The sequence below is a fragment of the Flavobacterium sp. YO64 genome, assembly GCF_004119505.1.
Classification (GTDB): Bacteria; Bacteroidota; Bacteroidia; order Flavobacteriales; family Flavobacteriaceae; genus Flavobacterium; species Flavobacterium oncorhynchi.
Window position 1 is genome coordinate 214,309 of the sequence record NZ_NRQV01000004.1, and the last position, 23,692, is coordinate 238,000.

Consider the following 23,692-nt stretch of genomic DNA (forward strand, 5'->3'; position numbering starts at 1 on the left):
TTTTATATGTGTATTATTTGTACAATACTTTTTTAACTGCTTTTACTACATCACCTGCGTTTGGCAACCAATCTTTTAATAAAACTGGAGAGTAAGGTGCTGGAGTATCTGCTGTCGTAATACGTTGAATTGGCGCATCAAGGAAATCGAAAGCCTGCTCTTGAACGATATAAGTAATCTCTGAAGAGATACTAGCAAACGGCCAAGCTTCTTCAAGAACTACTAAACGGTTCGTTTTTTTAACTGATTTAAGAATTGCATCTTTATCCATAGGACGAACTGTTCTTAAGTCGATAATCTCACAAGAGATTCCTTCTTTAGCTAATTCATCAGCAGCGATAAAAGCTTCTTTGATGATTTTACCAAAAGAAACGATAGTTACATCTGTTCCTTCACGTTTAATATCAGCAACTCCTAATGGAATAGTGTATTCTCCGTCTGGCACTTCTCCTTTGTCACCATACATTTGCTCAGATTCCATGAAAATTACTGGATCATTATCGCGAATTGCAGATTTTAAAAGTCCTTTTGCATCATAAGGAGTTGACGGTACAACAACTTTAAGACCTGGAGTATTTGCAAACCAGTTTTCTAAAGCTTGAGAGTGTGTTGCTCCTAATTGACCTGCAGAAGCTGTTGGTCCACGGAAAACGATAGGCACATTAAATTGTCCACCTGTCATTTGACGCATCTTAGCAGCGTTGTTTATAATTTGATCAATACCTACTAAACAGAAGTTGAAAGTCATGTATTCTACAATCGGACGACAGCCGTTCATTGCTGAACCTACTGCTATTCCTGTAAAACCTAGCTCAGCAATTGGAGTATCGATTACTCTTTTTTCGCCAAACTCAGCAAGCATTCCTTTTGAAGCTTTGTATGCTCCATTGTATTCTGCAACTTCTTCGCCCATTAAATATATGGATTCATCGTGACGCATCTCTTCGCTCATCGCTTCGCAAATGGCCTCTCTAAATTGTATTGTTCTCATATTTATATTGTATGTTGAATTTTCTGAAGAGCAAAAATAAATATTTTAAATCACTTAAAAGCATAAATTAAGTTTAAAATCGCATGAACTTCTTTCTCTCTATAGGTTTTAACTTTTTTAGCTTTATTGTGATATTTACGAAATCGATATAATACACGTAAAACTCACACTTAATCTTTGTAAAACTTTTTTAGACAAACTTTAAGTTTTTTGTTAATTTCTCCTAATCAAATTCTTTCATCAAAACGGTTTAAATCTAAAATTATTTCAATAAGTAATAACCTTTTATTCAAATTGTTTTTTTTCACTTGGCTTATTCTTTAAATATACTTTACTTCGTAAGGATAATCTTAAAACCAAAACCATGAAAATAAATCTATTATTATTTATTATTATATTTTTTTCAATCGAAGCAAAATCTCAGAGCCTAGTTGGCACCTACACTAGACAACAGCTAAAAACAAAGGATGGGAGACTTCTAGAAAAAGCTAAAACTCCTGAAGTATTCAGCTATATTTATTCTAAAAATAAGTCGATACAAAGACTAACTACTATTCAAAAAACAACCACTGATAACACTGTCATTGAAAATACAGGAGGCAAAATTTTTGCAAGCCGCACTATTCGTCGATCCTCACAAGTAATTAATTACAAAGATTTTGACTCCAAAATATATAAAGTTCTTATGACAAATGACGGGATTGATTCAAATGTAAAAACAAAACTTCCAACATATACATGGGAGCTTTTACCAGAAACCAAAATTATAAATGGCTTTTCTTGTAAAAAAGCGACAACAAAAAATACTGCATTTATTGCCAAACAAGATATTACAGCTTGGTATACCGAAGAAATTCCGATAAAAGATGGACCAATGTTTTACAGTGGATTACCAGGTTTTATTATTCAACTGGAAATTGATGACAATTCTATTTTAGTATTTCAAGAACTAGCTTTTAAGAATGAGAATACCGAAATTGAAATACCAAATAACAGCGCAAAAGAATTAAGCTTTGAAGAATATCAAGCAAGTTTAAAACAAGTTAACTAATTCTAATTTTTCAAAAAAATAATTGAAGCAACTCATTTTCTCTATTAAAAATAAGAAATCATTAGTAGATTTTGACAATCTTCGAAATCGTAATAGTTTTTAAAAATATTATGCGTGCATAGTATAATTATTCCAAATTAAATTCTAAATTTGTAAAAGCATATTATAAATTCAAAATATATACTTATGAAAATACTAGTTTGCATCAGCCATGTGCCTGATACTACTTCAAAAATCAACTTCTCCAATGGTGACTCTGAATTTGATACCAATGGTGTACAATATGTAATTAACCCTAATGACGAATTTGGATTGACTCGTGCAATCTGGTTTCAAGAGCAGCAAGGTGCAAATGTAACAGTGGTAAATGTTGGAGGTCCTGACACTGAACCAACTTTACGTAAAGCTTTGGCAATTGGTGCAAACGAAGCAATTCGTGTAAACGCAAACCCAACTGATGGCTTTTTTGTGGCAAAACAATTAGCAGAAGTAATTAAAAACGGAGGTTATGATCTTGTAATTGCAGGAAAAGAATCTTTAGATTATAATGGAGGAATGGTTCCTGGAATGATCGCTGGTATTTTGGGTTACAACTTCTTAAACTCTTGTACAGCAGTAACCATTGACGGAAATAATGTAAAAGCGGTTCGCGAAATCGACGGTGGAAAAGAAACTGTAGGCACTACTCTTCCATTAATCATTGGTGGTCAAAAAGGACTTGTTGAAGAAAAAGATTTACGTATTCCTAACATGAGAGGAATTATGACAGCAAGAACTAAAGCTTTAACTATTCTTGAACCAGTTGACGCTCCTGTAAATACAAAAGCAGTAAAATTTGAAAAACCAGCTCCAAAATCAGCAGTAAAATTAGTTTCTGCAGATAATTTAGATGAGTTAATCAATTTATTACACAACGAGGCGAAAGTAATCTAGTAATCAGTATTCAGTCGCAGTTTTCAGTTTGCAAAACTTGAAACCTGAAACTTTAAACTTTTAAACAAAAAATTATGTCAATATTAATATATGCAGAATCTGCAGAAGGAAAATTTAAAAAAGTAGCTTTCGAATTAGCTTCTTATGCTAAAAAAGTAGCCGAAAGTTTAGGAACAACTGTTACAGCTTTAACTGTAAACATCAGCGATGTAAGCGAATTGGCTAAATACGGAGTTGATAAGGTTTTAAAAGTAAACAACGATAAATTAGCTGGTTTTACTGCTAAGGCTTACGCCGATGTAATCAAACAAGCTGCTGAAAAAGAAGGAACAAAAGTAGTTTTACTTTCTTCTACAACAGACAGTATTTATCTTTCATCATTAGTTGCAGTCGCTTTAAATGCTGGTTTCGCTTCAAATGTTGTGGGATTACCAGTAAGCACCTCGCCTTTCCAAGTAAAAAGAAATGCTTTTTCAAACAAAGCTTTCAATATTACACAAATCGATACAGATGTAAAAGTTCTTGGCTTAGCTAAAAACTCTTACGGAATTTTTGAAAGCGCAGGAGCTGCAGCTGCCGAAGATTTTAATCCATCAATTGGAGATAACGATTTTGGTGTAAAAGTAGAATCTGTAGAAAAAGTAAGCGGAAAAGTATCTATCGCTGATGCTGATATTGTAGTTTCTGGCGGACGCGGATTGAAAGGCCCGGAAAACTGGGGATTAGTTGAAAATTTAGCTGAAGTTTTAGGCGCTGCAACAGCATGTTCTAAACCAGTTTCTGACTTAGGATGGAGACCTCACAGCGAGCACGTTGGACAAACAGGTAAACCAGTTGCAACAAATTTATATATTGCAATAGGAATTTCTGGAGCAATTCAGCACATTGCAGGTATCAACTCATCAAAAGTAAAAGTGGTTATCAATAACGATCCAGAAGCTCCTTTCTTTAAAGTTGCTGATTATGGTATTGTTGGTGATGCATTTGAAATCGTACCTCAATTAACAGAGAAATTAAAAGCTTTCAAAGCGCAACATTCTTAATTCAAGAATTCTCTTTAAAAATATAGCTGCCTAAAAACAAGATAATCGTATCTTTGTTTTAAGGCAGCTTTTTTGTTCCATATTTTTTGATTAAAATTGCACCTTAATTTTTCAATCAAAAAAAGTATTAAAATGCGGTGCTAAGTGCCCGTTTTACAAACATATATGAGTCTAGTAAAATTATCCATAAAAGGAATTTCATACAGTCAAACTCAAAATGGCGCGTATGCCTTGATTTTGAATGAAGTTGACGGCGAACGAAAATTACCTATTGTTATTGGCGCTTTTGAAGCCCAGTCAATTGCTATTGCCTTAGAAAAAGAGATAAAACCTCCTCGCCCATTAACTCACGATTTATTCAAAAACTTTGCTGAAAGATTTGACATTGTTGTAAAACAAGTCATTATTCACAAATTAGTAGACGGCGTTTTTTACTCAAGCTTAATCTGCGAAAGAGACAAAATTGAAGAAATCATCGATGCTAGAACATCAGATGCTATCGCTTTAGCATTACGTTTCAACGCTCCAATTTTTACCTATAAGAATATTCTGGACAAAGCTGGAATTTATTTAAAATCAAATACAGCCGAAACAGATCAAGGCTCTCAGGAAATTGACGACGTACTTTCTAATCCAGAAACTTTTGGACATGAAGAAGAAACTAATCAATCTGGAGATGTTTATGCAAAACACAGCCTACAAGAACTAAATGAACTTTTAGATCAAGCCGTTTCTCAGGAAGATTATGAAAAAGCTGCAAAAATTAGAGACGAAATCTCGAAAAGATAATTTTAAGGCTGTAAGCCTTAAACTTTAGGCAATAAGCTTAAAGTGCAAAACATAAAAAAACAAGCTTAAGCATTTAGGAAAAAACCTAAAGCTTAAAGCCTAAAGCCTAAAGCAATAATGAAACAGTACTTAGATTTAGTAAAACACGTTTTAGAAAACGGATGCCAAAAAGGAGACCGAACTGGAACTGGAACCAAAAGCGTTTTTGGATACCAAATGCGTTTTGATTTAAGTGAAGGTTTCCCAATGGTTACAACAAAAAAATTGCACTTAAAATCGATCATCTATGAACTGCTTTGGTTTTTAAAAGGTGATACGAATATTAAATATTTACAAGAAAACGGAGTAAAAATATGGGATGCTTGGGCAGACTCTAATGGAGATTTAGGACCTGTTTACGGACACCAATGGCGCAATTGGAACAGCGAAGAAATTGATCAGATTTCTGAATTAATTACTGAATTAAAGACTAATCCAAACAGCCGCAGAATGTTGGTATCAGCATGGAATCCATCTGTTTTGCCAGACACAAAAAAATCTTTTGAAGAAAATGTAGCCAACAATAAGGCAGCATTACCTCCTTGCCATGCCTTTTTTCAGTTTTATGTAGCAACACCAGATTTAGAAAAAGGAGAGACAAAAGGAAAATTATCTTGTCAATTGTATCAACGCAGCGCTGATATATTTTTAGGCGTTCCTTTCAACATTGCTTCTTATGCACTATTAACTATGATGATTGCGCAGGTTTGCGATTTAGAACCTGGCGATTTTATTCATACTTTTGGTGATGCTCATATTTACAACAATCATTTTGAACAATTGGAATTACAATTGACTCGTGAGCCAAAACCGCTTCCAAAAATGATTCTAAACCCAGCTGTTAAAAACATTTTCGATTTTGACTATAATGACTTCACACTTGTTGACTATGAACCGCATGCGGGCATAAAAGGAAGTGTTGCTGTATAAAAACAAAAAAAAATCCGCTTAAAATTTTAAGCGGATTTTTTTATACTACTAAAACACTGTTTTCACTACCGGCGAAATCATTCCATTTATATGAATCTGCTTCAGGATCATTAATGTAAATACCGTCGATTACATATTTGAATTCATAAATAGCATCTTTTACTAAGTCATACGTAGCCTTAAATGTTCCATTCTTTAGTTTACTCAAAGTTCCTTCTTCAGGATTCCAGTTATTAAAATCTCCAACAACCGCTGCCGAATCAGCATCTTTGGCATCTATAGAAAAAGTAACTTTTACAACTGGTTTTGTTTTGATAAATTGTTTCTTTAAAGACATAACTAATTAGTTTTTAGATTTATAGAAACTAAAATTACATAAATTCAACTAAACTTTTCACAATACAATTCCGATTTGTGATAATAGCAAAAACAGCTCGTTTTTTTAATTACATCAACAATTTAAAGAGTATATTTTTTTTGTATATTTATTTACAACTCATTTTCAAACAAATATTCTGCAGTCAAAATACGGTGTTTTAAAAATAAATTCTAACTTTATAATCTCATTTATATCGGTATGGAAAAAGAAGTGCACGAACAATACGAGTATGCAAGAAGACGTATAAGACAAAAAAAAATCCTTTATTTTCATTTTGTACTTTTTCTACTAGGAAGTTTATTTATTTTCATTGCAAATAGATTTTTTGGTTTTGGAGCTTCAACAGAGCAAAACTGGTGCTTATGGGGCATTACTTTATGGTTCTTCATTTTTATACTTCACTTTATAAAAGTTTACATTACAGATCGATTCATGAACAAAAAATGGGAAAGGGAACAAATTGACAGGTTAGTTGCTTTACAGCAAAAGAGAATCAGTCAATTAGAATCAAGGATTAATGAGGATACCGAAAATAAAATTTAGTTTTAGTACATTATGATTATAATGATTGCGGCTGTTGCCGAAAACAATGCTCTTGGAAAAAATAATGATTTAGTATGGCATCTGCCAAATGATTTTAAAAGATTCAAAACACTAACAACAAATCATCATATTATAATGGGAAGAAAAACATTTGAAAGTTTTCCCAAACCATTACCTAACCGAGTACATATTGTTATTACCAGACAAAAAGATTATGCCCCTGAAGGCTGTATAGTTGTAGACAGCATAGAAAAAGCTATCGCATTATGCCCCGAAAATGAAGATTCATATATTATTGGAGGCGGCGAAATTTACAATTTAGCTTTACCTTATACTGATATAATCGAAATAACTAAAGTGCATCACACATTTGATGCTGATACATTTTTTCCTAAAATCAATAAAAGTGAGTGGTTATTAGTAGAATCTGAAGAAAATTTTAAAGATGAAAAACATCTTTACGATTATACTTATGAAACTTACATTAGAAAATAAATAAAAAAACATCCTCTTTTGAAGGATGTTTTTTAAAAATGACTGATTGTTAGCCTTGACTAATTCAAGAAATAGTTTTTGTAAAAATCACAAATGCAAAGTGCATCTGAAATAACTGAATAACATTTACTGTTAATTGAGAACGAATCTCAATATAAGCCTTTAATAACAAATACCACTAAGATATTAAAGGCAGAAAATTAAAATTTCCAAAAACAAATTTAATCCTAAGAACGTATTTCGCACTTTAAAAATAGTATCCCCCCAAGAACAATACTTTTAAAACTACTTACTTGAACAAATTAGCTGTCAGTGCAAAAAAACAGCTGTTTGATTAAGTCAATATGATAAATCAATCATTAAATTTTTATCATTTTTACTTTAACAAAGTTGTACATAAAATACACATCATACAATACCCACTTTTAGTGATTTTTTAAAAATACCCACTTTTGGTGATGGCAAAAACTTCAACTAAAAATGATTTTTATTCTCGATTTTAAAACATTTAATTTACACTTTAAAAAACTCAACTACAGTTAAAGCAGATTGTTTATATTTGCGTAAATAAAAATAATGTCTGAAAAAATAACCCCATATAAAGATTCTTCTTTAGGTAAAAAAGAACAAGTAGCCCAAATGTTTGACAACATTTCTGGGAACTACGACAATTTAAATCGTGTAATCTCATTTGGTATTGATGTCAAATGGCGAAAAAAAGTATTAAAAATAGTTTCAGATACTAAACCAAAAGTCATTCTTGACATTGCTACAGGAACTGGCGACTTAGCCATTTTAATGGCTCAAACTAAAGCAGAAAAAATTATTGGTCTAGATATTTCTGCAGGAATGCTTGAAGTTGGAAAGAAAAAAGTAGAAGAAAAAAATCTATCTTCTGTTATAGATTTAGTGTTAGGAGATTCTGAAAATATTCCTTTTGATGATAACTATTTTGATGCAATAACAGTTGGTTTTGGCGTTCGTAATTTTGAGAATCTAGAAAAAGGTTTTTCTGAAATTTTACGAGTTTTAAAACCAAATGGTGTATTTGTAATTTTAGAAACTTCAGTTCCTGACAAAACACCATACAAACAAGGATATAAATTTTACAGCAAAAATATATTGCCAGTTATAGGAAAATTGTTTTCTAAAGACAATTCGGCATACGGTTATTTATCTGAATCTGCTGCAGCTTTCCCATATGGAGAAGCATTAAACAATATTTTAAGAAAAACTGGGTTTATAGATGTTGTAGCAATGCCTCAGACTTTTGGTGTAGCAACCATTTATTCAGCATCTAAAAAGTAGTATGAAAAAAATTGTAATCTTATTTTTATTAGTCTTATCGACAAAAGGATATTCTCAATTTGCTAAAAGCATGTTTAGCAAAGATCCTATTATAAATCTTGAAAACTGGCAAAAACAACGTATTTACTTTGGCTATTACTTAGGTTTCAACAGCTTTGACTTTAAGTTTGATTACAAAAACGTCGTAAATCAGGATATTCAAGTTAAAAAAACAACTGGTTTTAATGTCGGTGTAGTCGCTGATTTAAGATTGCAAGAGTATATTAATTTGCGCTTTGAACCGGGTTTATATTACACAAAACGAGATTTATATTACCCTAATTTTACTTCTAAAACTGATTACTTGAGAGAAGTAAACAGCACCTATATCCATTTTCCTTTATTGTTGAAGTTTTCATCATTGCGTACAGGAAATGTTCGTCCTTATTTAGTTGGCGGAATGTCTACAACATTAAACCTATCGAGCAACTCTAAATCTACGGATGACAATGCTGAAGGAAAATTCAGAGTAAAACCATGGACTGCTGCTTATGAGCTTGGCTTTGGAATAGATTTCTTTACGGAGTATTTTATTTTCTCTCCTTCTATTAGAGGTATGTTTGGCATTACAAACGAATTAGTTCAAGACAAAGATCCATTAAGCCCTTGGACAAGCAACATCGATTCTATGAAATCAAGGGCTCTTTTAATAAATTTTACCTTTCACTAAAACAAAATCTTAACTATTTCGTTTAAACTCACTAAGAATAATCGCGGTTGCTGTTGCTACATTTAAACTTTCTGTTTTTTGCAGCTCTCCAAACCTAGGAATTGTTAATCGTGTGGTAACCGTTTTTTCAATTTCTGCCGAAATACCATTGGCTTCATTACCCATAATAATGATTCCGTTTTCAGGCAGATTTTTTTTATAAATAGTTTCGCCATCCATAAAAGTTCCAAAAACAGGAAGTTTTGTTTGACTTAAATACGTTTTGAGATCAACATAATTTACATTTACTCTGGTGATAGATCCCATTGTGGCCTGTACAACTTTTGGATTGTAAATATCGACTGTTTCTTTAGAACAAACAATTTGTTTAATTCCAAACCAGTCGCAAAGACGCAAAATGGTTCCTAAATTTCCTGGATCACGAATATCATCTAAAGCAAGGATCAAACCAGTACTATTGATTTCGTTTTCAACTGGCATTTTAAAAACTGCTAAACAAGAATTTGGAGTTGTCAGCGCGCTTATTTTTTTTAGTTCTTGATCATTAATAAGGGTTCGCTTTGAAGTTTGAACTTCTTGAAAATCATTTAATGTGGTGTATAAATGCTCTAATTCAAAATTGGATTGCAGTAATTCTTGAATTACCTTTACCCCCTCGGCAAAAAACAATTGATTTACAAAACGTTGCTTTTTTTGATGCAAACCTGAGATAAGCTTTATTTGGTTTTTAGTAACCATAAAATAATGTACTTTTGAATTAAATTTTTAAAAACACTTGAAAAAGAATTCTACAAAAATAACAGCATTTATTCTAATAGCAATACTTATTTGCGCTTGTAATGCTGTAAAAAGAGTTCCTGACGGAAAAAACCTTCTTGTAAAAAATAATATTCTTGTAAACGGGAAATCTACAAATGATGAAACAGCCTTAAATCAAATGTATCAAAAACCTAATGGTAAACTGTTAGGATACAAACTTCGTCTGAATTTATACAACTTAGCAAACTTAAATCCAGACTCAACTTACAAGGCTCAATTTATAAAACACCCGCACAGATATGAACGCTGGTCTAAAGTATTATCTGCAAAGCAAGTTGATCGACTTGGACAATCTTTTTTAAACAAAGGACTTAATGATTTTTTAAAAAATACCGGTGAAGCACCAGTAATAATTGATACCGCAAAGGCAAAAAAGTCATTGTTGCGCTTAAAATATTACTATTTCAACAATGGTTATTTTAATGTTTCTACAGATTATTCTATTGACAGTATTGCTCAAAAAAAGGCTCAGATAAATTATAAAATAACTACTGGCCCTGGTTATACTATAGACACTATTCGAACTAAAATAATGACTCCTGCCCTTGATTCGTTATACAAAAACAATCCCGAAGCTTCGGTTTTAAAATCTGGAAATCAGTATAAAACTTCCGATTTCGAAGAAGAAAAGAATCGCATCACAACCTATTTTAGAAATCACGGTGCTTATTTTTTTCAGCCTACTTACATCACTTTTGACATTGATACAATTGGCAAAAAAAACAAAGCTAATGTAACTCTTATTATCAGCAACAACAATATACAGGAAAAAGACTCCAGCAGAACAGAACCTTTTAAACTATATACGATCAGCGATGTAAATATTTTTACCGATTACTCTGCTGCAAATGCCAAAAGTAAAATCAGTGACAGTACTACTTATAACAACTTCAATTTATACAGTTATAAAAAACTAAAATATAAGCCTCGCGCCATTACCGATGCCGTTTTTATAAATAAAGGAAGTACTTTTTCTGACACTAGAACAACTCTTTCATCACGATATTTAAATAATCTTAAAATTTTTAATTACCCATCAATACAATATGAGGTAGATAAACGCGACTCAACCGCACAGTCTTTAATTGCAAAAGTTTATTTAACTCCTAGAAAAAAATATAGTTTTGGTACAACTTTAGACGTAACGCACTCCAATATTCAAGACTTTGGTATTGGGGCCAGTATATCCGAAACTATACGAAATGTATTCAACAGAGCTGAAACTTTAGAAATATCGACCCGTTTAAACATTGGATCTTCTAAAGACATGGCTAATCCAAACGATAACTTTTTTAACGTTTCTGAATATGGGGTTGATTTAAAACTTAACTTCCCAAGAATTCTAATGCCTTTTGGTACTGAAAAAATTATTCCAAAAAGAATGATTCCATCTACCAGTATTTCGGCAGGTTTTTCAAAACAGCGCAATATTGGTTTAGACAAAGAAAACTTTACAGGAGGAATATCTTACAACTGGTCACCAAAGCGACATAATTCTGTAAAATTTGATCTGCTTAATGCCCAATTCGTTAGAAACTTAAATCCTAACAATTATTTCAACGTTTATACTTCATCTTATGACGAATTGAACGGAATTGGTAAAGATTATAATATAAATCCAAACTTCTGGGGAGAAACACCAGAAGAACAAATTAGAAAAGATCTGACTATTCCAAATGGAACGACAGGTTTTACCAGTGATGTATTGAACAACAAAACGGCATTACTTCCTGGCGACCCACAATATAAAGATGTAGAAAGTATAGAAGAAAGAAGGGTTCGTTTAACTGAAAACGATTTCATTTTAGCAACCAGCTACACTTTTACTAAAACAACTAAAAAGGATTTAGCAGACAATACTTTTTATCAATTTAAAACTAAAATAGAATCAGCTGGAACTTTATTATCAGCCATTTCAAGTATAGGAAACCTGCCAAAAAATGGAAATGGTAATTACGAAATTTTCAACTTAGAATACTCCGAGTATATAAAAACTGAGTTTGACTATATCAAACACTGGGATTTTGGAAAAGAGAAAGTATTAGCTGTTCGAAGCTTTTTTGGAATAGCAGTTCCTTTTGGAAATTCAAATTACATTCCTTTCTCACGAAGTTATTACGCAGGAGGATCAAATGACAATCGTGCTTGGCAGCCTTACTCTCTTGGACCTGGAAGCACGAATGCTGTAAATGATTTCAATGAGGCAAATATGAAAATTGCTTTTAGTGCAGAATACAGATTTAAAGTGTTTGGAGATGTCAAAGGAGCCATCTTTGCAGATGCCGGAAATATCTGGAATGTGCTCGATAATGTCATCGATGAGAAGGCAAAATTTTCTGGCGTAAACGATTTAGCTGAAATCGCTGTAGGTTCGGGATTTGGTTTACGATACGATTTAAGCTTTTTTGTTATTCGTTTAGATTTAGGCTTTAAGACCTATAATCCGGCACATGAGAAGGGTGACCGTTGGTTTAAAGAGTACAATTTTGGGCACTCGGTTTTAAATTTTGGAATAAATTATCCGTTCTAATGCTAATTAATTCTTATTTTTGCAACCTAAAAACTAAAAACAACTATAAAAAAAATTACAATGGCACACAATATTAAACCCGGAGTAGCTACAGGAGATCAAGTACAGGAGATTTTTAATTATGCGAAAGAAAAAGGATTTGCTTTACCTGCTGTAAATGTTACAGGATCTAGTACTATCAATGGAGTTCTAGAAACTGCAGCAAAATTAAATGCACCGGTTATCATTCAATTTTCTAATGGAGGAGCACAATTTAACGCTGGAAAAGGTTTATCTAACGCAGGCGAAAAAGCAGCAATCGCTGGTGGAATCGCTGGAGCGAAACACATTCATACTTTAGCTGAGGCTTATGGTGCAACTGTAATTTTACATACTGACCACTGCGCAAAAAAATTATTGCCATGGATCGATGGTTTATTAGATGCTTCTGAAAAACATTTTGCAGAAACAGGAAAACCATTATTCAGTTCTCATATGATCGATTTGTCTGAGGAGCCAATCGAAGAGAACATCGAAATTTGCAAAGAATATTTAGCTAGAATGAGCAAAATGGGAATGACATTAGAAATCGAACTTGGTATTACAGGTGGAGAAGAAGATGGCGTTGACAACTCAGACGTAGACAGCTCAAAATTATACACACAGCCAGAAGAGGTAGCTTATGCTTACGAAGAATTATCTAAAGTAAGTCCTAAATTTACAATAGCGGCTGCTTTTGGAAACGTTCACGGTGTTTACAAACCAGGAAACGTAAAATTAACTCCAAAAATCTTAAAAAATTCTCAAGATTTCGTTCAAGACAAATTCAAAACTGGTCACAATCCAGTAGATTTTGTTTTCCACGGAGGTTCAGGTTCTACACTTGAAGAAATTAGAGAAGCTATTGGATACGGAGTTATCAAAATGAACATCGATACTGATTTACAGTTTGCTTATACTGAAGGAATCCGTGATTATATGGTAAACAATATTGAGTATTTAAAAACTCAAATTGGTAATCCAGAAGGAGCTGATGTTCCTAACAAAAAATACTATGACCCAAGAAAATGGGTTCGTGAGAGCGAAGTAACATTCAACGCAAGACTTGAACAAGCTTTTGCTGACTTGAATAACGTAAATACACTTTAATTTTTAGATTTCTGATTTTAGATTTCAGACTTCTAAAAAAGCCTGAAATCTAAATTTTGAATCAGATTGAAAAATCTAAACTTTAAAATCTACATTCTAAAATTAAAAAAATGGCTTGGTTTAAAAGACAAGAAAAAGGAATTACGACCGCGACAGAAGATAAAATGGACGTTCCGAAAGGATTGTGGTACAAATCTCCTACTGGAAAAATTATTGATGCTGACGAATTAGCAAGAAACTTATTCGTAAGCCCTGAAGATGATTTTCATGTTCGAATTGGAAGCGCAATCTATTTTGAAATTTTATTCGACAACAACGAATTTGTTGAGTTAGACAAAAACATGACATCAAAAGATCCTTTGCATTTTGTTGACACAAAAAAATATGCAGAAAGATTAAAAGATGTAATGGAAAAAACTCACCTTAAAGATGCTGTCCGTACGGGAGTAGGAAAATCTAAAGGAAAAGAACTTGTAATTTGCTGTATGGATTTCGCTTTTATTGGTGGATCTATGGGAGCTGTTGTAGGTGAAAAAATCGCAAGAGGTATTGATCACGCAATCAAAAACAAACTGCCTTTTGTAATGATTTCTAAATCTGGCGGGGCTCGTATGATGGAAGCTGCTTATTCTTTAATGCAATTAGCAAAAACTTCTGTAAAACTAGCTCAATTAGCTGAAGCAAAATTACCTTATATCTCTCTTTGTACAGATCCAACGACAGGAGGAACAACTGCATCTTACGCAATGTTAGGAGACATTAACATCTCTGAACCAGGCGCTTTGATTGGTTTTGCTGGACCGCGTGTTGTACGTGACACTACAGGAAAAGATTTACCAGAAGGTTTCCAAACTGCTGAATTCTTATTAGAGCACGGTTTCTTAGATTTTATCACGCCTAGAAAAGAATTGAAAGATAAGATTAACTTATACATCGATTTGATTCAAAACAATACAATTAGATAGTTTTTAACTCTCTAAAACAAAAATCCCAAGAATTACTTCTTGGGATTTTTTTATATCCAAAAGTGAATATGTATTATTGTTATGGAATTTAAAAAAGAAAAAACTTGTAAAATTCCAGAATTACATAAAGATCTAAAATTAAAACTTAGTCCCTTTGCCTCTCTGAACCTTTGACCCTCAAAAAAACTACATTCCAGTTCGGATTGCTTCAACTGGATCTAAGTTTGCAGCAGAAATTGCTGGAAGAATTCCTGAAATTAATCCAATAAGCGCCGCTAAAGTTGTTCCTAATACAATATTCCCAAAACTTAAAACAAACTCAAAATCGAGTGCTTTTGTCAAAATAAGAGCAATTCCCCAAACCATCAACAAACCAATAATTCCACCAATTACTGAAAGAATTATTGCTTCAAATAAAAATTGAAATAATATAAACCTGTTTTTTGCTCCCAATGATTTTTGAATCCCAATTAAGTTTGTTCTTTCTTTTACCGAAACAAACATAATATTTGCAATTCCGAAACCGCCAACTAAAAGAGAAAATCCGCTGATAATCCAACCTACAACATTCATCTGCCCTAAAATTCCATCGATAAAATCTGTAAAACCGGAAAGAACATTTACAAAAAAATTATCAATCTCTCCTGCTTTCATTCCTCTAGTCGCTCGAAGTTTTTGTGCAACTTCAGCTTTATAAGCATCCATATCAATACCTTTCTCTGGTTTCAAAACAATTACCGGAGTCATCGCATCGCTGTCACCATACATTTTACGCAAAAAATTAGCTGGCAAATACACGGACGTATCGTTGCTGTCTCCAAAAAAACCTGCTCCTTGTTTTTCAATTACACCAATTACAGTAAAACGCTGGCCATAAAGTCGTATATTTTTACCAATAGGATCACTGCTTCCAAAAAGCCCTTCGGCAATATCATATCCTAGAACTATTACTGCAGTTCCTGAATTCGATTCAGATTCATTATAAAATCTTCCTTTATCGAAACTCAATCCGTCAATATCGACCATTTCGCTTGACGACGGCACAATATTCACATCGCTGACGGTTTTTGAATCGTATTTTAAACTTTCATGATTTACAAAAAGCTGATACGCAACCTGATCTGTATTATTAAGAGAATTTTTTAAAGCGATATATTCATCATATTTCACATTTGGAAACTGCTCTCTCTTCCATTGCGGAATTTCGGAAGGTCCAAAACAGTATTTCATTAAATAAATCGTATTTTTATCTAAACTGCTCAAATCTTTTGAAATTTTTCTATCCAAAGAATCAACAGCAGCTAAAACAGCAATAATTGAAAAAATACCAATAGTAACACCTAAAAGCGACAATAAAGTTCGCAGTTTATTATTTCGCAAAGCGCTTATGGCAAAGCTTAAACTTTCTTTTAATAATCTTAGATAAAGAAGCATATAGTAGTATTTTTCAACAAAGTAAAATTCAATAATTTAAAAACAAAAACCTAATAAAAGTTAACTTACTCATCAGTAGATTTTTTTAGCATAATGTTACATTAATTTTCTTTAAAATAATATATAAAAAAACTACTTTTGCAGTCTCAAAAATCATAACTACACAATGAGCACAACTAAAAAAATACAATCGGCATTAATTTCTGTTTTTTCTAAAGATGGATTAGAACCAATCGTTAGAAAATTACACGAACAAAATGTTACACTTTACTCGACTGGAGGAACTGAAGATTTCATTAAAAACCTTGGTATTCCGGTAGTTCCTGTTGAAGATATTACTTCTTTCCCTGAAATTCTTGGAGGACGAGTTAAAACTTTACATCCAAAAATTTTCGGAGGAATCTTGAATCGTCAAGATAACGAAAGCGATGTACAGCAAATGAAGGAATTTGATATTCCGCAGATTGATTTAGTAATTGTTGACTTGTATCCTTTTGAAAAAACAGTTGCTTCTGGTGCAAGCGAGCAAGATATTATCGAGAAAATTGACATTGGCGGAATTTCATTGATTCGTGCTGGAGCAAAAAACTTCAAAGACACAGTCATTGTTGCTTCTGTTAATGAATACAGTTTGCTTTTAGATTTGATTACAGAACAAAATGGTTCTACAACTCTTGAAAACAGAAGATTATTAGCTACAAAAGCTTTCCACGTATCTTCTCATTACGATGGAGCTATTTTTAATTATTTCAATACAGACGAGACTATTTACAAAGAAAGTATTGCAAATGGTCAAGTTTTAAGATATGGTGAAAACCCTCACCAAAAAGGTTTCTTCTTTGGAGATTTTGATGCTATGTTCAATAAACTTCACGGAAAAGAATTATCATACAACAACTTGCTTGATGTTGATGCTGCAGTAAATTTAATTGCTGAATTCAAAACTGACGGACCAACATTTGCGATTCTTAAACATAATAATGCTTGTGGCCTAGCTTCAAGAAAAACAATCAGCGAAGCTTATTTAGCGGCTTTAGCTTGTGATCCTACTTCTGCTTTTGGAGGAGTCCTGATTTCTAATACTAAAATTGATTTAGAAACAGCTCAGGAAATCAACAAATTATTCTGCGAAGTAGTTATTGCTCCATCTTATGATGATGAAGCAGTTACAGTTTTACAAGAAAAGAAAAACAGAATTATATTAGTTCAAAATGAAGTTGAATTACCAAATCGCCAAGTAAGAACTTGTCTTAATGGTTTGTTAATTCAGGACAGAAATAATATTACAGATAATAAAGAGCATTTAAAAACCGTTACAATTACAGAACCTACTGCTCAAGAGATAGAAGATTTGATTTTTGCATCAAAAATTTGCAAGAACACAAAATCAAATACAATTGTCTTTGCAAAAAACGGAACTTTAATTTCATCTGGTACAGGTCAGACTTCAAGAGTTGATGCTTTAATGCAGGCTGTTGACAAAGCAAAAGCTTTTGGATTTGATTTAACCGGCGCTTCTATGGCAAGCGATGCATTTTTTCCATTTCCGGATTGTGTAGAATTAGCCAAAAAAGCAGGAATAACTGCTGTAATTCAGCCAGGAGGCTCAATAAAAGACGAATTAAGTATAAATTATTGCAATGAAAATAATGTTGCAATGGTATTTACAGGAACTCGTCATTTTAAACATTAATTTGTTTAACTTTGTTCGATAAATAATTTATAACATTTTAAACCCCTAAAAAACTTATGGGATTTTTTGATTTCATGACCGAGGATATTGCGATAGACCTTGGTACCGCAAACACTTTAATCATTCATAATGATAAAGTTGTTATTGATAGTCCGTCAATCGTTGCACGTGACAGAATATCAGGCAAAATCATTGCTGTTGGTAAAGAAGCCAACATGATGCAAGGTAAAACGCATGAAAACATCAAGACCATAAGGCCTTTAAAAGATGGTGTAATTGCTGATTTTGATGCTTCGGAAAAAATGATCAATATGTTCATTAAAAGCATTCCTGCATTGAAAAAAAGAATGTTTACTCCAGCTTTACGTATGGTGGTTTGTATTCCTTCTGGTATTACTGAGGTTGAAATGAGAGCGGTAAAAGAATCTTGTGAAAGAGTAAACGGAAAAGAAGTTTATTTAATTCACGAGCCTATGGCTGCTGCAATTGGTATTGGCATTGATATTATGCAGCCAAAAGGAAACATGATTGTCGATATTGGAGGTGGTACAACAGAAATTGCTGTTATCGCTTTAGGCGGAATTGTTTGCGATAAATCTGTAAAAATTGCAGGTGACGTATTCACAAATGACATCGTTTATTACATGCGTACACAACACAACCTTTTTGTAGGAGAAAGTACTGCTGAAAAAATAAAAATTCAAATTGGAGCGGCTATCGAAGATTTAGACGGCCCGCCAGAAGATATGTCTGTTCAAGGTAGAGATTTGCTTACAGGGAAACCAAAACAAGTAGATGTTTCTTACCGCGAAATCGCAAAAGCATTAGACAAATCGATTCAACGAATTGAAGATGCTGTAATGGAAACATTATCTCAAACACCTCCTGAATTAGCTGCCGATATTTACAATACAGGTATTTATTTAGCTGGTGGAGGATCTATGTTAAGAGGTCTTGACAAACGTATTTCTCAAAAAACAGATTTGCCAGTTTATATTGCTGAAGATCCTTTAAGAGCTGTTGTTCGTGGAACTGGAATGGCACTTAAAAACATTGCAAAATTTAAAAGTATCTTAATCAAATAAGATTCAAAATAGTAATCAATTTACTTTTATTAGAGTCAAATTTCACTATTTGACTCTAATAAAATTTGAAACCAAAAGCATATCCTGAAACAAAATAACCAAACAAGAAATGCAGCAAATTTTTAATTTCATTTTAAGAAACAGTAATCGATTGCTGTTTTTGCTGCTTTTAGGTATTTCGTTGACGCTCACAATTCAGTCACACTCCTATCACAGAAGCAGAGTAATCAGTTCCGCAAATTTTTTAAGCGGAGGCGTTTACGAAAGAATTAATCACATCAACGAATATTTGAATTTAAGATCTGAAAATGATGAACTTGTACTTGAAAATGCAAGATTAAAAAGTCTTTTATTCAACAAAGAAGACACTACCAAAATACCTTTGGCCGATAGTATAAAAGGAGTAAAACCTGCAGATATTATTGTGTCAAAAGTAATTCACAACTCTTATAATACTCACGAAAACTATATTACTTTAAACTCTGGAGCAAACGACGGAGTTAAACAAGATATGGGAGTAATTAACAGTTTAGGAATTATTGGAGTTGTAGATAATACATCACCAAGATATTCGACTGTTGTGAGTATTTTGAACATGAAGTCTCAAATTAATGCCAAAATCAAAAAATCAAATCATTTTGGTTCTTTAACATGGAATGGAAAAAGCACAGGATTTGCACAGTTGGAAGATGTACCTAGACTTGCCACTATTAGAAAAGGAGACACAATTGTTACTGGAGGACAATCTGTAATTTTCCCAGAAGGAATAAACATTGGTACAGTTGAGAAAATATACATTAAAAAAGGTACCAGTTATTATGTTATAGATGTTAAACTTTTTAACGATATGACAAATCTAGGGCATGTTTATATTATCAAAAGTAAGGACAGAGAAGAACTTATTAATTTAGAAAACAAAAACAAGGAAAAAGATGAATAGCGCTTTATTAGTCAATATTCTTCGTTTTATTATGTTACTAGCAATTCAGGTTGTTATTTTCAATAATATGAATTTTTTAGGGTACATAAGTCCCTTCCCATATATCTTGTATATTATATTATATCCTGTAAACAGTAATAGGGCTGGATTAATTATCTCTAGCTTTCTATTAGGATTGATGATGGATATGTTTTGTAATTCTGGCGGAATTCATGCAACTGCTTGTGTAATTCTTGCCTATTACAGGCCTTACATCTTTAAATTTTCATTTGGCTTAAGCTATGAATATCAGACCATTAAACTAAACGAATCTTTAACACCTGAAAGATTTTCATTTATTCTAGTATCTGTTTTATTGCATCACATTATACTATTTACATTAGAAGCTTTTCAATTTAAATTTATACTAGACATTTTACTGCGAACCTTGTTCAGCACCATTTTTACAATAATCACTTCAATTATAATAATTTATCTTATTAAGCCCAATAAACGATGAGAAAAGTTCTGCTGCCCTCTTTAATCATTATTGCAGCATCTTTGCTAGTAATGCGGATATTTTATCTGCAGATCATTGATGATTCGTTTAAATTGAAATCAGAAAATAATGCCATTAAAAAAGTCTACGATTATCCAGAACGAGGATATATCTATGACCGAAATGGCAAATTACTGGTTGCCAATCAGGCTTCTTACGATATCATGGTAATTCCTAGAGATATTAAAGAAAATCTTAATATCCCAGAGTTTTGTGCATTACTAAATATTACTCCCGAAGATTACGAGAAAAGAGTTGCTAAAGCAAAAGTTTACAGCCCACGATTACCATCTGTATTTTTATCTCAGTTAAATAAAAATGAATTTGCTGCTTTTCAGGAAAAAATCAGAAAATTTGAAGGTTTTTATTTTCAGAAACGTTCACTTCGTGACTACGAAGTAGATTATGGCGCTAATATTTTTGGTTTCATAACACAGGTAAATGAGCGCCAAATTGCAAAAAACCCATATTACAATAGCGGTGATTTAATAGGAAAACAAGGGGTTGAAGAAAGTTACGAAGAGATTTTACGTGGTATAAAAGGAGTAAAATACATTCAGAAAGACAAATACAATCGTGAAATTGGCTCTTATAAAGAAGGTAAATACGACACGATCGCTGTTGCTGGTGAAGATATCAATTTAACAATCGACGCTGAACTTCAAAAGTATGGCGAAGAGTTAATGATTAATAAAAGAGGAGGAATTGTTGCTATCGAACCAAAATCTGGTGAAATTTTAGCATTAGTAACCGCTCCATCATATGACCCGGGAATTCTAGTTGGAAGACAACGTTCTAAAAACTATACTCTTTTGTATCATGATTCGATTGCTAAACCGTTATATGACAGAGGGCTTTTGGCTGAGTATCCTCCTGGTTCTCCTTTTAAAATCTTAACAGGTTTAGTGGCTCTGCAAGAAGGCGTTATCAACGAGCAAACTACTTTTATGTGTCATCATGGATTTAGTTATGGACGCGGCCGTTTTATGAAATGTCACGGATTTGGACCTCATCAATTACATAATGGGATTTACAACTCTTGCAACACTTACTTTGCACAAGCCTATATGTTAACAATCAACAAATATGCAAATCCAGGTAAAGCGGTAGATGTTTGGAGTGATCATATGAGAAGTTTTGGTTTAGGTCAATTTATGGGGTATGATTTACCAACAGGAAAGAGAGGTAATATTCCAAATTCTAAAACTTACAAAAGAATTTATCCTAACGGAGGCTGGAGAAGCACAACAATTGTATCGAATGCAATTGGTCAGGGAGAGGTTTTAATGACACCTATTCAGCTTGCTAATATGATGGCAACTGTTGCAAATCAAGGATACTATTACACGCCTCATATCATTAAAAAAATTGAGGGTGAAAAAATTGATTCAAAATTTACAACTAAACATACCACTTCAATTGATCAGAAATATTTCCCGCCAGTTATAAGCGGTTTATTCGATGTATACAACAAAGGTACTGCGCACGCTTTAAGAGTTGAAGGAATTGACATTTGTGGAAAAACGGGTACAGCTGAAAACTTTGCAAAAATTAACGGCAAAAGAACACAACTAAAGGATCACTCCATTTTTGTGGCATTTGCACCAAAAGACAATCCAAAAATTGCGATTGCAATTATGATTGAAAATGGAGGTTTTGGAGCTACCGTGGCAGGTCCAATTGCGAGTTTAATGATAGAAAAATATTTAAGAAAAAAAATAACGAGAACTGATTTAGAGATTCGTGTTTTAAACAAAAGTTTAGCAAGCGAATATGCTAAACTTGGAGGAATGAACGAAGCCAGCGCAATCGAATCTACACCAAAAGATTCCCTTTTAAAAGCTAAAATCATTGCCCCAAAAACGACAGCTCCAAAAACAGAGGCTAAAAAAACAACAATAGACACTACTAAAAAGAACTAAGAAAGATTATTTCAAATGAAAAATCAAAGTGTAAAAAATAACATTGACTGGATAAGTGTCTTTATCTATATTGCATTGGTAATACTAGGGTGGCTGAATATTTATTCTTCATCACTATTATCAACTGATGGAACATATCAAAAACAATTAATCTTTATTGGATGTACCATTCCTTTAATTTTTGTTGTGCTTTTTGTTGATGGAAAATTTTACGAAAAATACGCCAGCATAATATTTGGCGTATCCTTATTGTCATTGGCGGGCTTATTTCTGTTTGGAAAAACCATTGCAGGACAAAGATGCTGGTATGCAATTGGAAGCTTTACTTTACAGCCATCTGAGTTCGCAAAAGCAGCTACATCATTAGCATTAGCTAAATATTTAAGTGACACCCAAATTAACCTTAAAGAAACCAATAGACAGCTGCAGGCACTAGCAATAGTTTTTTTACCTGTAATGTTAATCCTGCCTCAACCCGATCCAGGAAGTGCTTTAATATACAGTGTTTTTATCCTTGTTTTATTTAGAGAAGGATTGCCTTCTTGGTACGTTTGGACAGGTTTTATTACTATCCTTTTATTTGTATTAACGCTCGTTTTAGAACCTTATGCTGTTATTTTAATAGCTTTAGGAGTGCTAATTATTATACATTTTAAAGGACGGGCGGTAGATCGAAATATTATTTTGAGTGCTATTTTATTAGTTGTTATTTCGGGCTTTGTACTCTCTGTTGATTACGTTTTTGACAACGTATTTAAACAACACCATAGAGACCGTTTTAATATTCTTTTAGGAAAAACTGTAGACATGAAAGGTATCGGTTATAACACTAACCAATCTGAAATTGCAATTGGATCTGGAGGATGGATTGGAAAAGGCTTTTTAGAAGGAACTCAAACTAAAGGAGGATTCGTTCCTGAACAGCATACCGATTATATTTTTACAACTGTAGGTGAAGAATGGGGATTTGCGGGTTCTTTAGTCGTTATTTTGCTTTTTGTGGGCTTATTTTTAAGAGTAATATATCTGGCTGAAAGGCAAAAAACCAAATTCAGCCGTGTTTATGGTTATTGTGTTGCGGGAATTTTGTTTACCCACTTCTTTGTAAACATTGCCATGGTTATTGGTATATTTCCAACCATTGGAGTTCCATTACCCTTCTTCTCTTATGGAGGTTCTGGTTTATGGGGATTCACTATCTTATTATTTATTTTCCTGAAGATGGATGCTAATAAGGTAAATGAATGGTAGATTAAAAACACCTAAAACCAAATAAAATACCAAATTCCAATCTTAGAAATATCTACAACATTAATAATAAAGATTTAATCTAAAGCTGCAACTCTTGTTTTTCAAAACTGAGTTGCAGCTTTTTTTATTTCTCTTATCATTTCAATACATAATCATTTCCAGCGGTTTCACTCGTTG

The 23,692-nt window shown here is 32.8% G+C and carries 22 protein-coding genes; 18 read left to right on the plus strand and 4 right to left on the minus strand.

Features of this window, described 5'->3' with window-relative positions; translation table 11 throughout:
* Window positions 1-13 precede the first annotated feature (13 nt).
* A complete protein-coding gene (locus tag BOW57_RS04640) occupies window positions 14-991 on the minus strand; it encodes a pyruvate dehydrogenase complex E1 component subunit beta (protein WP_089052563.1) in 978 nt (325 codons plus the stop codon).
* Window positions 992-1,355: 364 nt separating this feature from the next.
* On the opposite strand from BOW57_RS04640, the gene BOW57_RS04645 reads away from it, so the two are divergent.
* From BOW57_RS04645 to BOW57_RS04665, 5 genes are all read left to right on the plus strand, one after another.
* A complete protein-coding gene (locus BOW57_RS04645) occupies window positions 1,356-2,042 on the plus strand; it encodes a GLPGLI family protein (protein WP_129053205.1) in 687 nt (228 codons plus the stop codon).
* Between the two features lie 186 nt (window positions 2,043-2,228).
* Window positions 2,229-2,975: an electron transfer flavoprotein subunit beta/FixA family protein gene (locus BOW57_RS04650; RefSeq protein ID WP_129053206.1), complete on the plus strand. Its 747-nt coding sequence runs from the start codon at window positions 2,229-2,231 to the stop codon at window positions 2,973-2,975.
* 74 nt (window positions 2,976-3,049) lie between these two features.
* Window positions 3,050-4,018 carry an electron transfer flavoprotein subunit alpha/FixB family protein gene (locus BOW57_RS04655; RefSeq protein WP_089052560.1) on the plus strand — a complete coding sequence of 323 codons (969 nt, stop codon included), beginning with the start codon at window positions 3,050-3,052 and terminating at the stop codon, window positions 4,016-4,018.
* Window positions 4,019-4,183: 165 nt separating this feature from the next.
* A complete protein-coding gene (locus BOW57_RS04660; protein WP_059114911.1) occupies window positions 4,184-4,807 on the plus strand; it encodes a bifunctional nuclease family protein in 624 nt (207 codons plus the stop codon).
* 117 nt (window positions 4,808-4,924) lie between these two features.
* Window positions 4,925-5,776 carry a thymidylate synthase gene (locus BOW57_RS04665; RefSeq protein WP_089052559.1) on the plus strand — a complete coding sequence of 284 codons (852 nt, stop codon included), beginning with the start codon at window positions 4,925-4,927 and terminating at the stop codon, window positions 5,774-5,776.
* A gap of 40 nt (window positions 5,777-5,816) precedes the next feature.
* Here the strand turns inward: BOW57_RS04665 and BOW57_RS04670 are convergent, their stop codons facing one another.
* On the minus strand, window positions 5,817-6,113 hold the full coding sequence (locus BOW57_RS04670; protein ID WP_089052558.1) for an isoamylase early set domain-containing protein: 297 nt from the start codon (window positions 6,111-6,113) through the stop codon (window positions 5,817-5,819).
* 240 nt (window positions 6,114-6,353) lie between these two features.
* Here BOW57_RS04670 and BOW57_RS04675 point away from each other — a divergent pair, with 240 nt between their 5' ends.
* The 4 genes from BOW57_RS04675 to BOW57_RS04690 all read left to right on the plus strand — a co-directional run bounded on the left by BOW57_RS04675 (window position 6,354) and on the right by BOW57_RS04690 (window position 9,210).
* Complete coding sequence (locus tag BOW57_RS04675) at window positions 6,354-6,698, plus strand: 2TM domain-containing protein (RefSeq protein WP_089052557.1); 345 nt, start codon at window positions 6,354-6,356, stop codon at window positions 6,696-6,698.
* Between the two features lie 12 nt (window positions 6,699-6,710).
* Entirely contained in the window at window positions 6,711-7,193 is a 483-nt protein-coding gene (locus BOW57_RS04680) for a dihydrofolate reductase (RefSeq protein ID WP_089052556.1), read from the plus strand.
* A 576-nt stretch (window positions 7,194-7,769) separates the two neighbouring features.
* Window positions 7,770-8,501 (plus strand): bifunctional demethylmenaquinone methyltransferase/2-methoxy-6-polyprenyl-1,4-benzoquinol methylase UbiE, encoded by a 732-nt coding sequence (ubiE, locus tag BOW57_RS04685; protein ID WP_089057440.1) that lies wholly within the window; start codon window positions 7,770-7,772, stop codon window positions 8,499-8,501.
* A 1-nt stretch (window position 8,502) separates the two neighbouring features.
* Window positions 8,503-9,210, plus strand: coding sequence for a porin family protein (locus BOW57_RS04690; protein WP_129053207.1), 708 nt, complete (start codon window positions 8,503-8,505; stop codon window positions 9,208-9,210).
* A 9-nt stretch (window positions 9,211-9,219) separates the two neighbouring features.
* Here BOW57_RS04690 and BOW57_RS04695 read toward each other — a convergent pair whose 3' ends face one another.
* A complete protein-coding gene (locus tag BOW57_RS04695) occupies window positions 9,220-9,948 on the minus strand; it encodes an RNA methyltransferase (protein WP_129053208.1) in 729 nt (242 codons plus the stop codon).
* A gap of 37 nt (window positions 9,949-9,985) precedes the next feature.
* Between BOW57_RS04695 and BOW57_RS04700 the strand changes: the two genes are divergently transcribed.
* From BOW57_RS04700 to accD, 3 genes are all read left to right on the plus strand, one after another.
* Window positions 9,986-12,559, plus strand: a complete 2,574-nt coding sequence (locus BOW57_RS04700; RefSeq protein ID WP_129053209.1) for a BamA/TamA family outer membrane protein — start codon at window positions 9,986-9,988, stop codon at window positions 12,557-12,559.
* A gap of 60 nt (window positions 12,560-12,619) precedes the next feature.
* Complete coding sequence (gene fbaA, locus BOW57_RS04705; RefSeq protein WP_089052551.1) at window positions 12,620-13,687, plus strand: class II fructose-bisphosphate aldolase; 1,068 nt, start codon at window positions 12,620-12,622, stop codon at window positions 13,685-13,687.
* A 110-nt stretch (window positions 13,688-13,797) separates the two neighbouring features.
* Window positions 13,798-14,652, plus strand: coding sequence for an acetyl-CoA carboxylase, carboxyltransferase subunit beta (gene accD / locus BOW57_RS04710; protein ID WP_089052550.1), 855 nt, complete (start codon window positions 13,798-13,800; stop codon window positions 14,650-14,652).
* A 186-nt stretch (window positions 14,653-14,838) separates the two neighbouring features.
* Here the strand turns inward: accD and BOW57_RS04715 are convergent, their stop codons facing one another.
* Window positions 14,839-16,086 carry an ABC transporter permease gene (locus tag BOW57_RS04715; protein WP_089052549.1) on the minus strand — a complete coding sequence of 416 codons (1,248 nt, stop codon included), beginning with the start codon at window positions 16,084-16,086 and terminating at the stop codon, window positions 14,839-14,841.
* Window positions 16,087-16,252: 166 nt separating this feature from the next.
* Here BOW57_RS04715 and purH point away from each other — a divergent pair, with 166 nt between their 5' ends.
* From purH to rodA, 6 genes are all read left to right on the plus strand, one after another.
* On the plus strand, window positions 16,253-17,779 hold the full coding sequence (gene purH / locus BOW57_RS04720) for a bifunctional phosphoribosylaminoimidazolecarboxamide formyltransferase/IMP cyclohydrolase (protein WP_129053210.1): 1,527 nt from the start codon (window positions 16,253-16,255) through the stop codon (window positions 17,777-17,779).
* 56 nt (window positions 17,780-17,835) lie between these two features.
* Window positions 17,836-18,864 carry a rod shape-determining protein gene (locus BOW57_RS04725; RefSeq protein ID WP_007804822.1) on the plus strand — a complete coding sequence of 343 codons (1,029 nt, stop codon included), beginning with the start codon at window positions 17,836-17,838 and terminating at the stop codon, window positions 18,862-18,864.
* Between the two features lie 109 nt (window positions 18,865-18,973).
* Complete coding sequence (mreC, locus tag BOW57_RS04730) at window positions 18,974-19,804, plus strand: rod shape-determining protein MreC (protein ID WP_129053211.1); 831 nt, start codon at window positions 18,974-18,976, stop codon at window positions 19,802-19,804.
* The gene (locus BOW57_RS04735; RefSeq protein WP_129053212.1) at window positions 19,797-20,303 is read left to right on the plus strand and encodes a rod shape-determining protein MreD; all 507 of its coding nucleotides are present in this window, start codon (window positions 19,797-19,799) and stop codon (window positions 20,301-20,303) included. Before mreC ends, BOW57_RS04735 begins: the two co-directional genes overlap by 8 nt.
* Window positions 20,300-22,264, plus strand: coding sequence for a penicillin-binding protein 2 (gene mrdA, locus BOW57_RS04740; protein ID WP_089052545.1), 1,965 nt, complete (start codon window positions 20,300-20,302; stop codon window positions 22,262-22,264). Before BOW57_RS04735 ends, mrdA begins: the two co-directional genes overlap by 4 nt.
* A 15-nt stretch (window positions 22,265-22,279) precedes the next feature.
* Window positions 22,280-23,515: a rod shape-determining protein RodA gene (gene rodA / locus BOW57_RS04745; RefSeq protein WP_089052544.1), complete on the plus strand. Its 1,236-nt coding sequence runs from the start codon at window positions 22,280-22,282 to the stop codon at window positions 23,513-23,515.
* Window positions 23,516-23,692 lie beyond the last annotated feature (177 nt).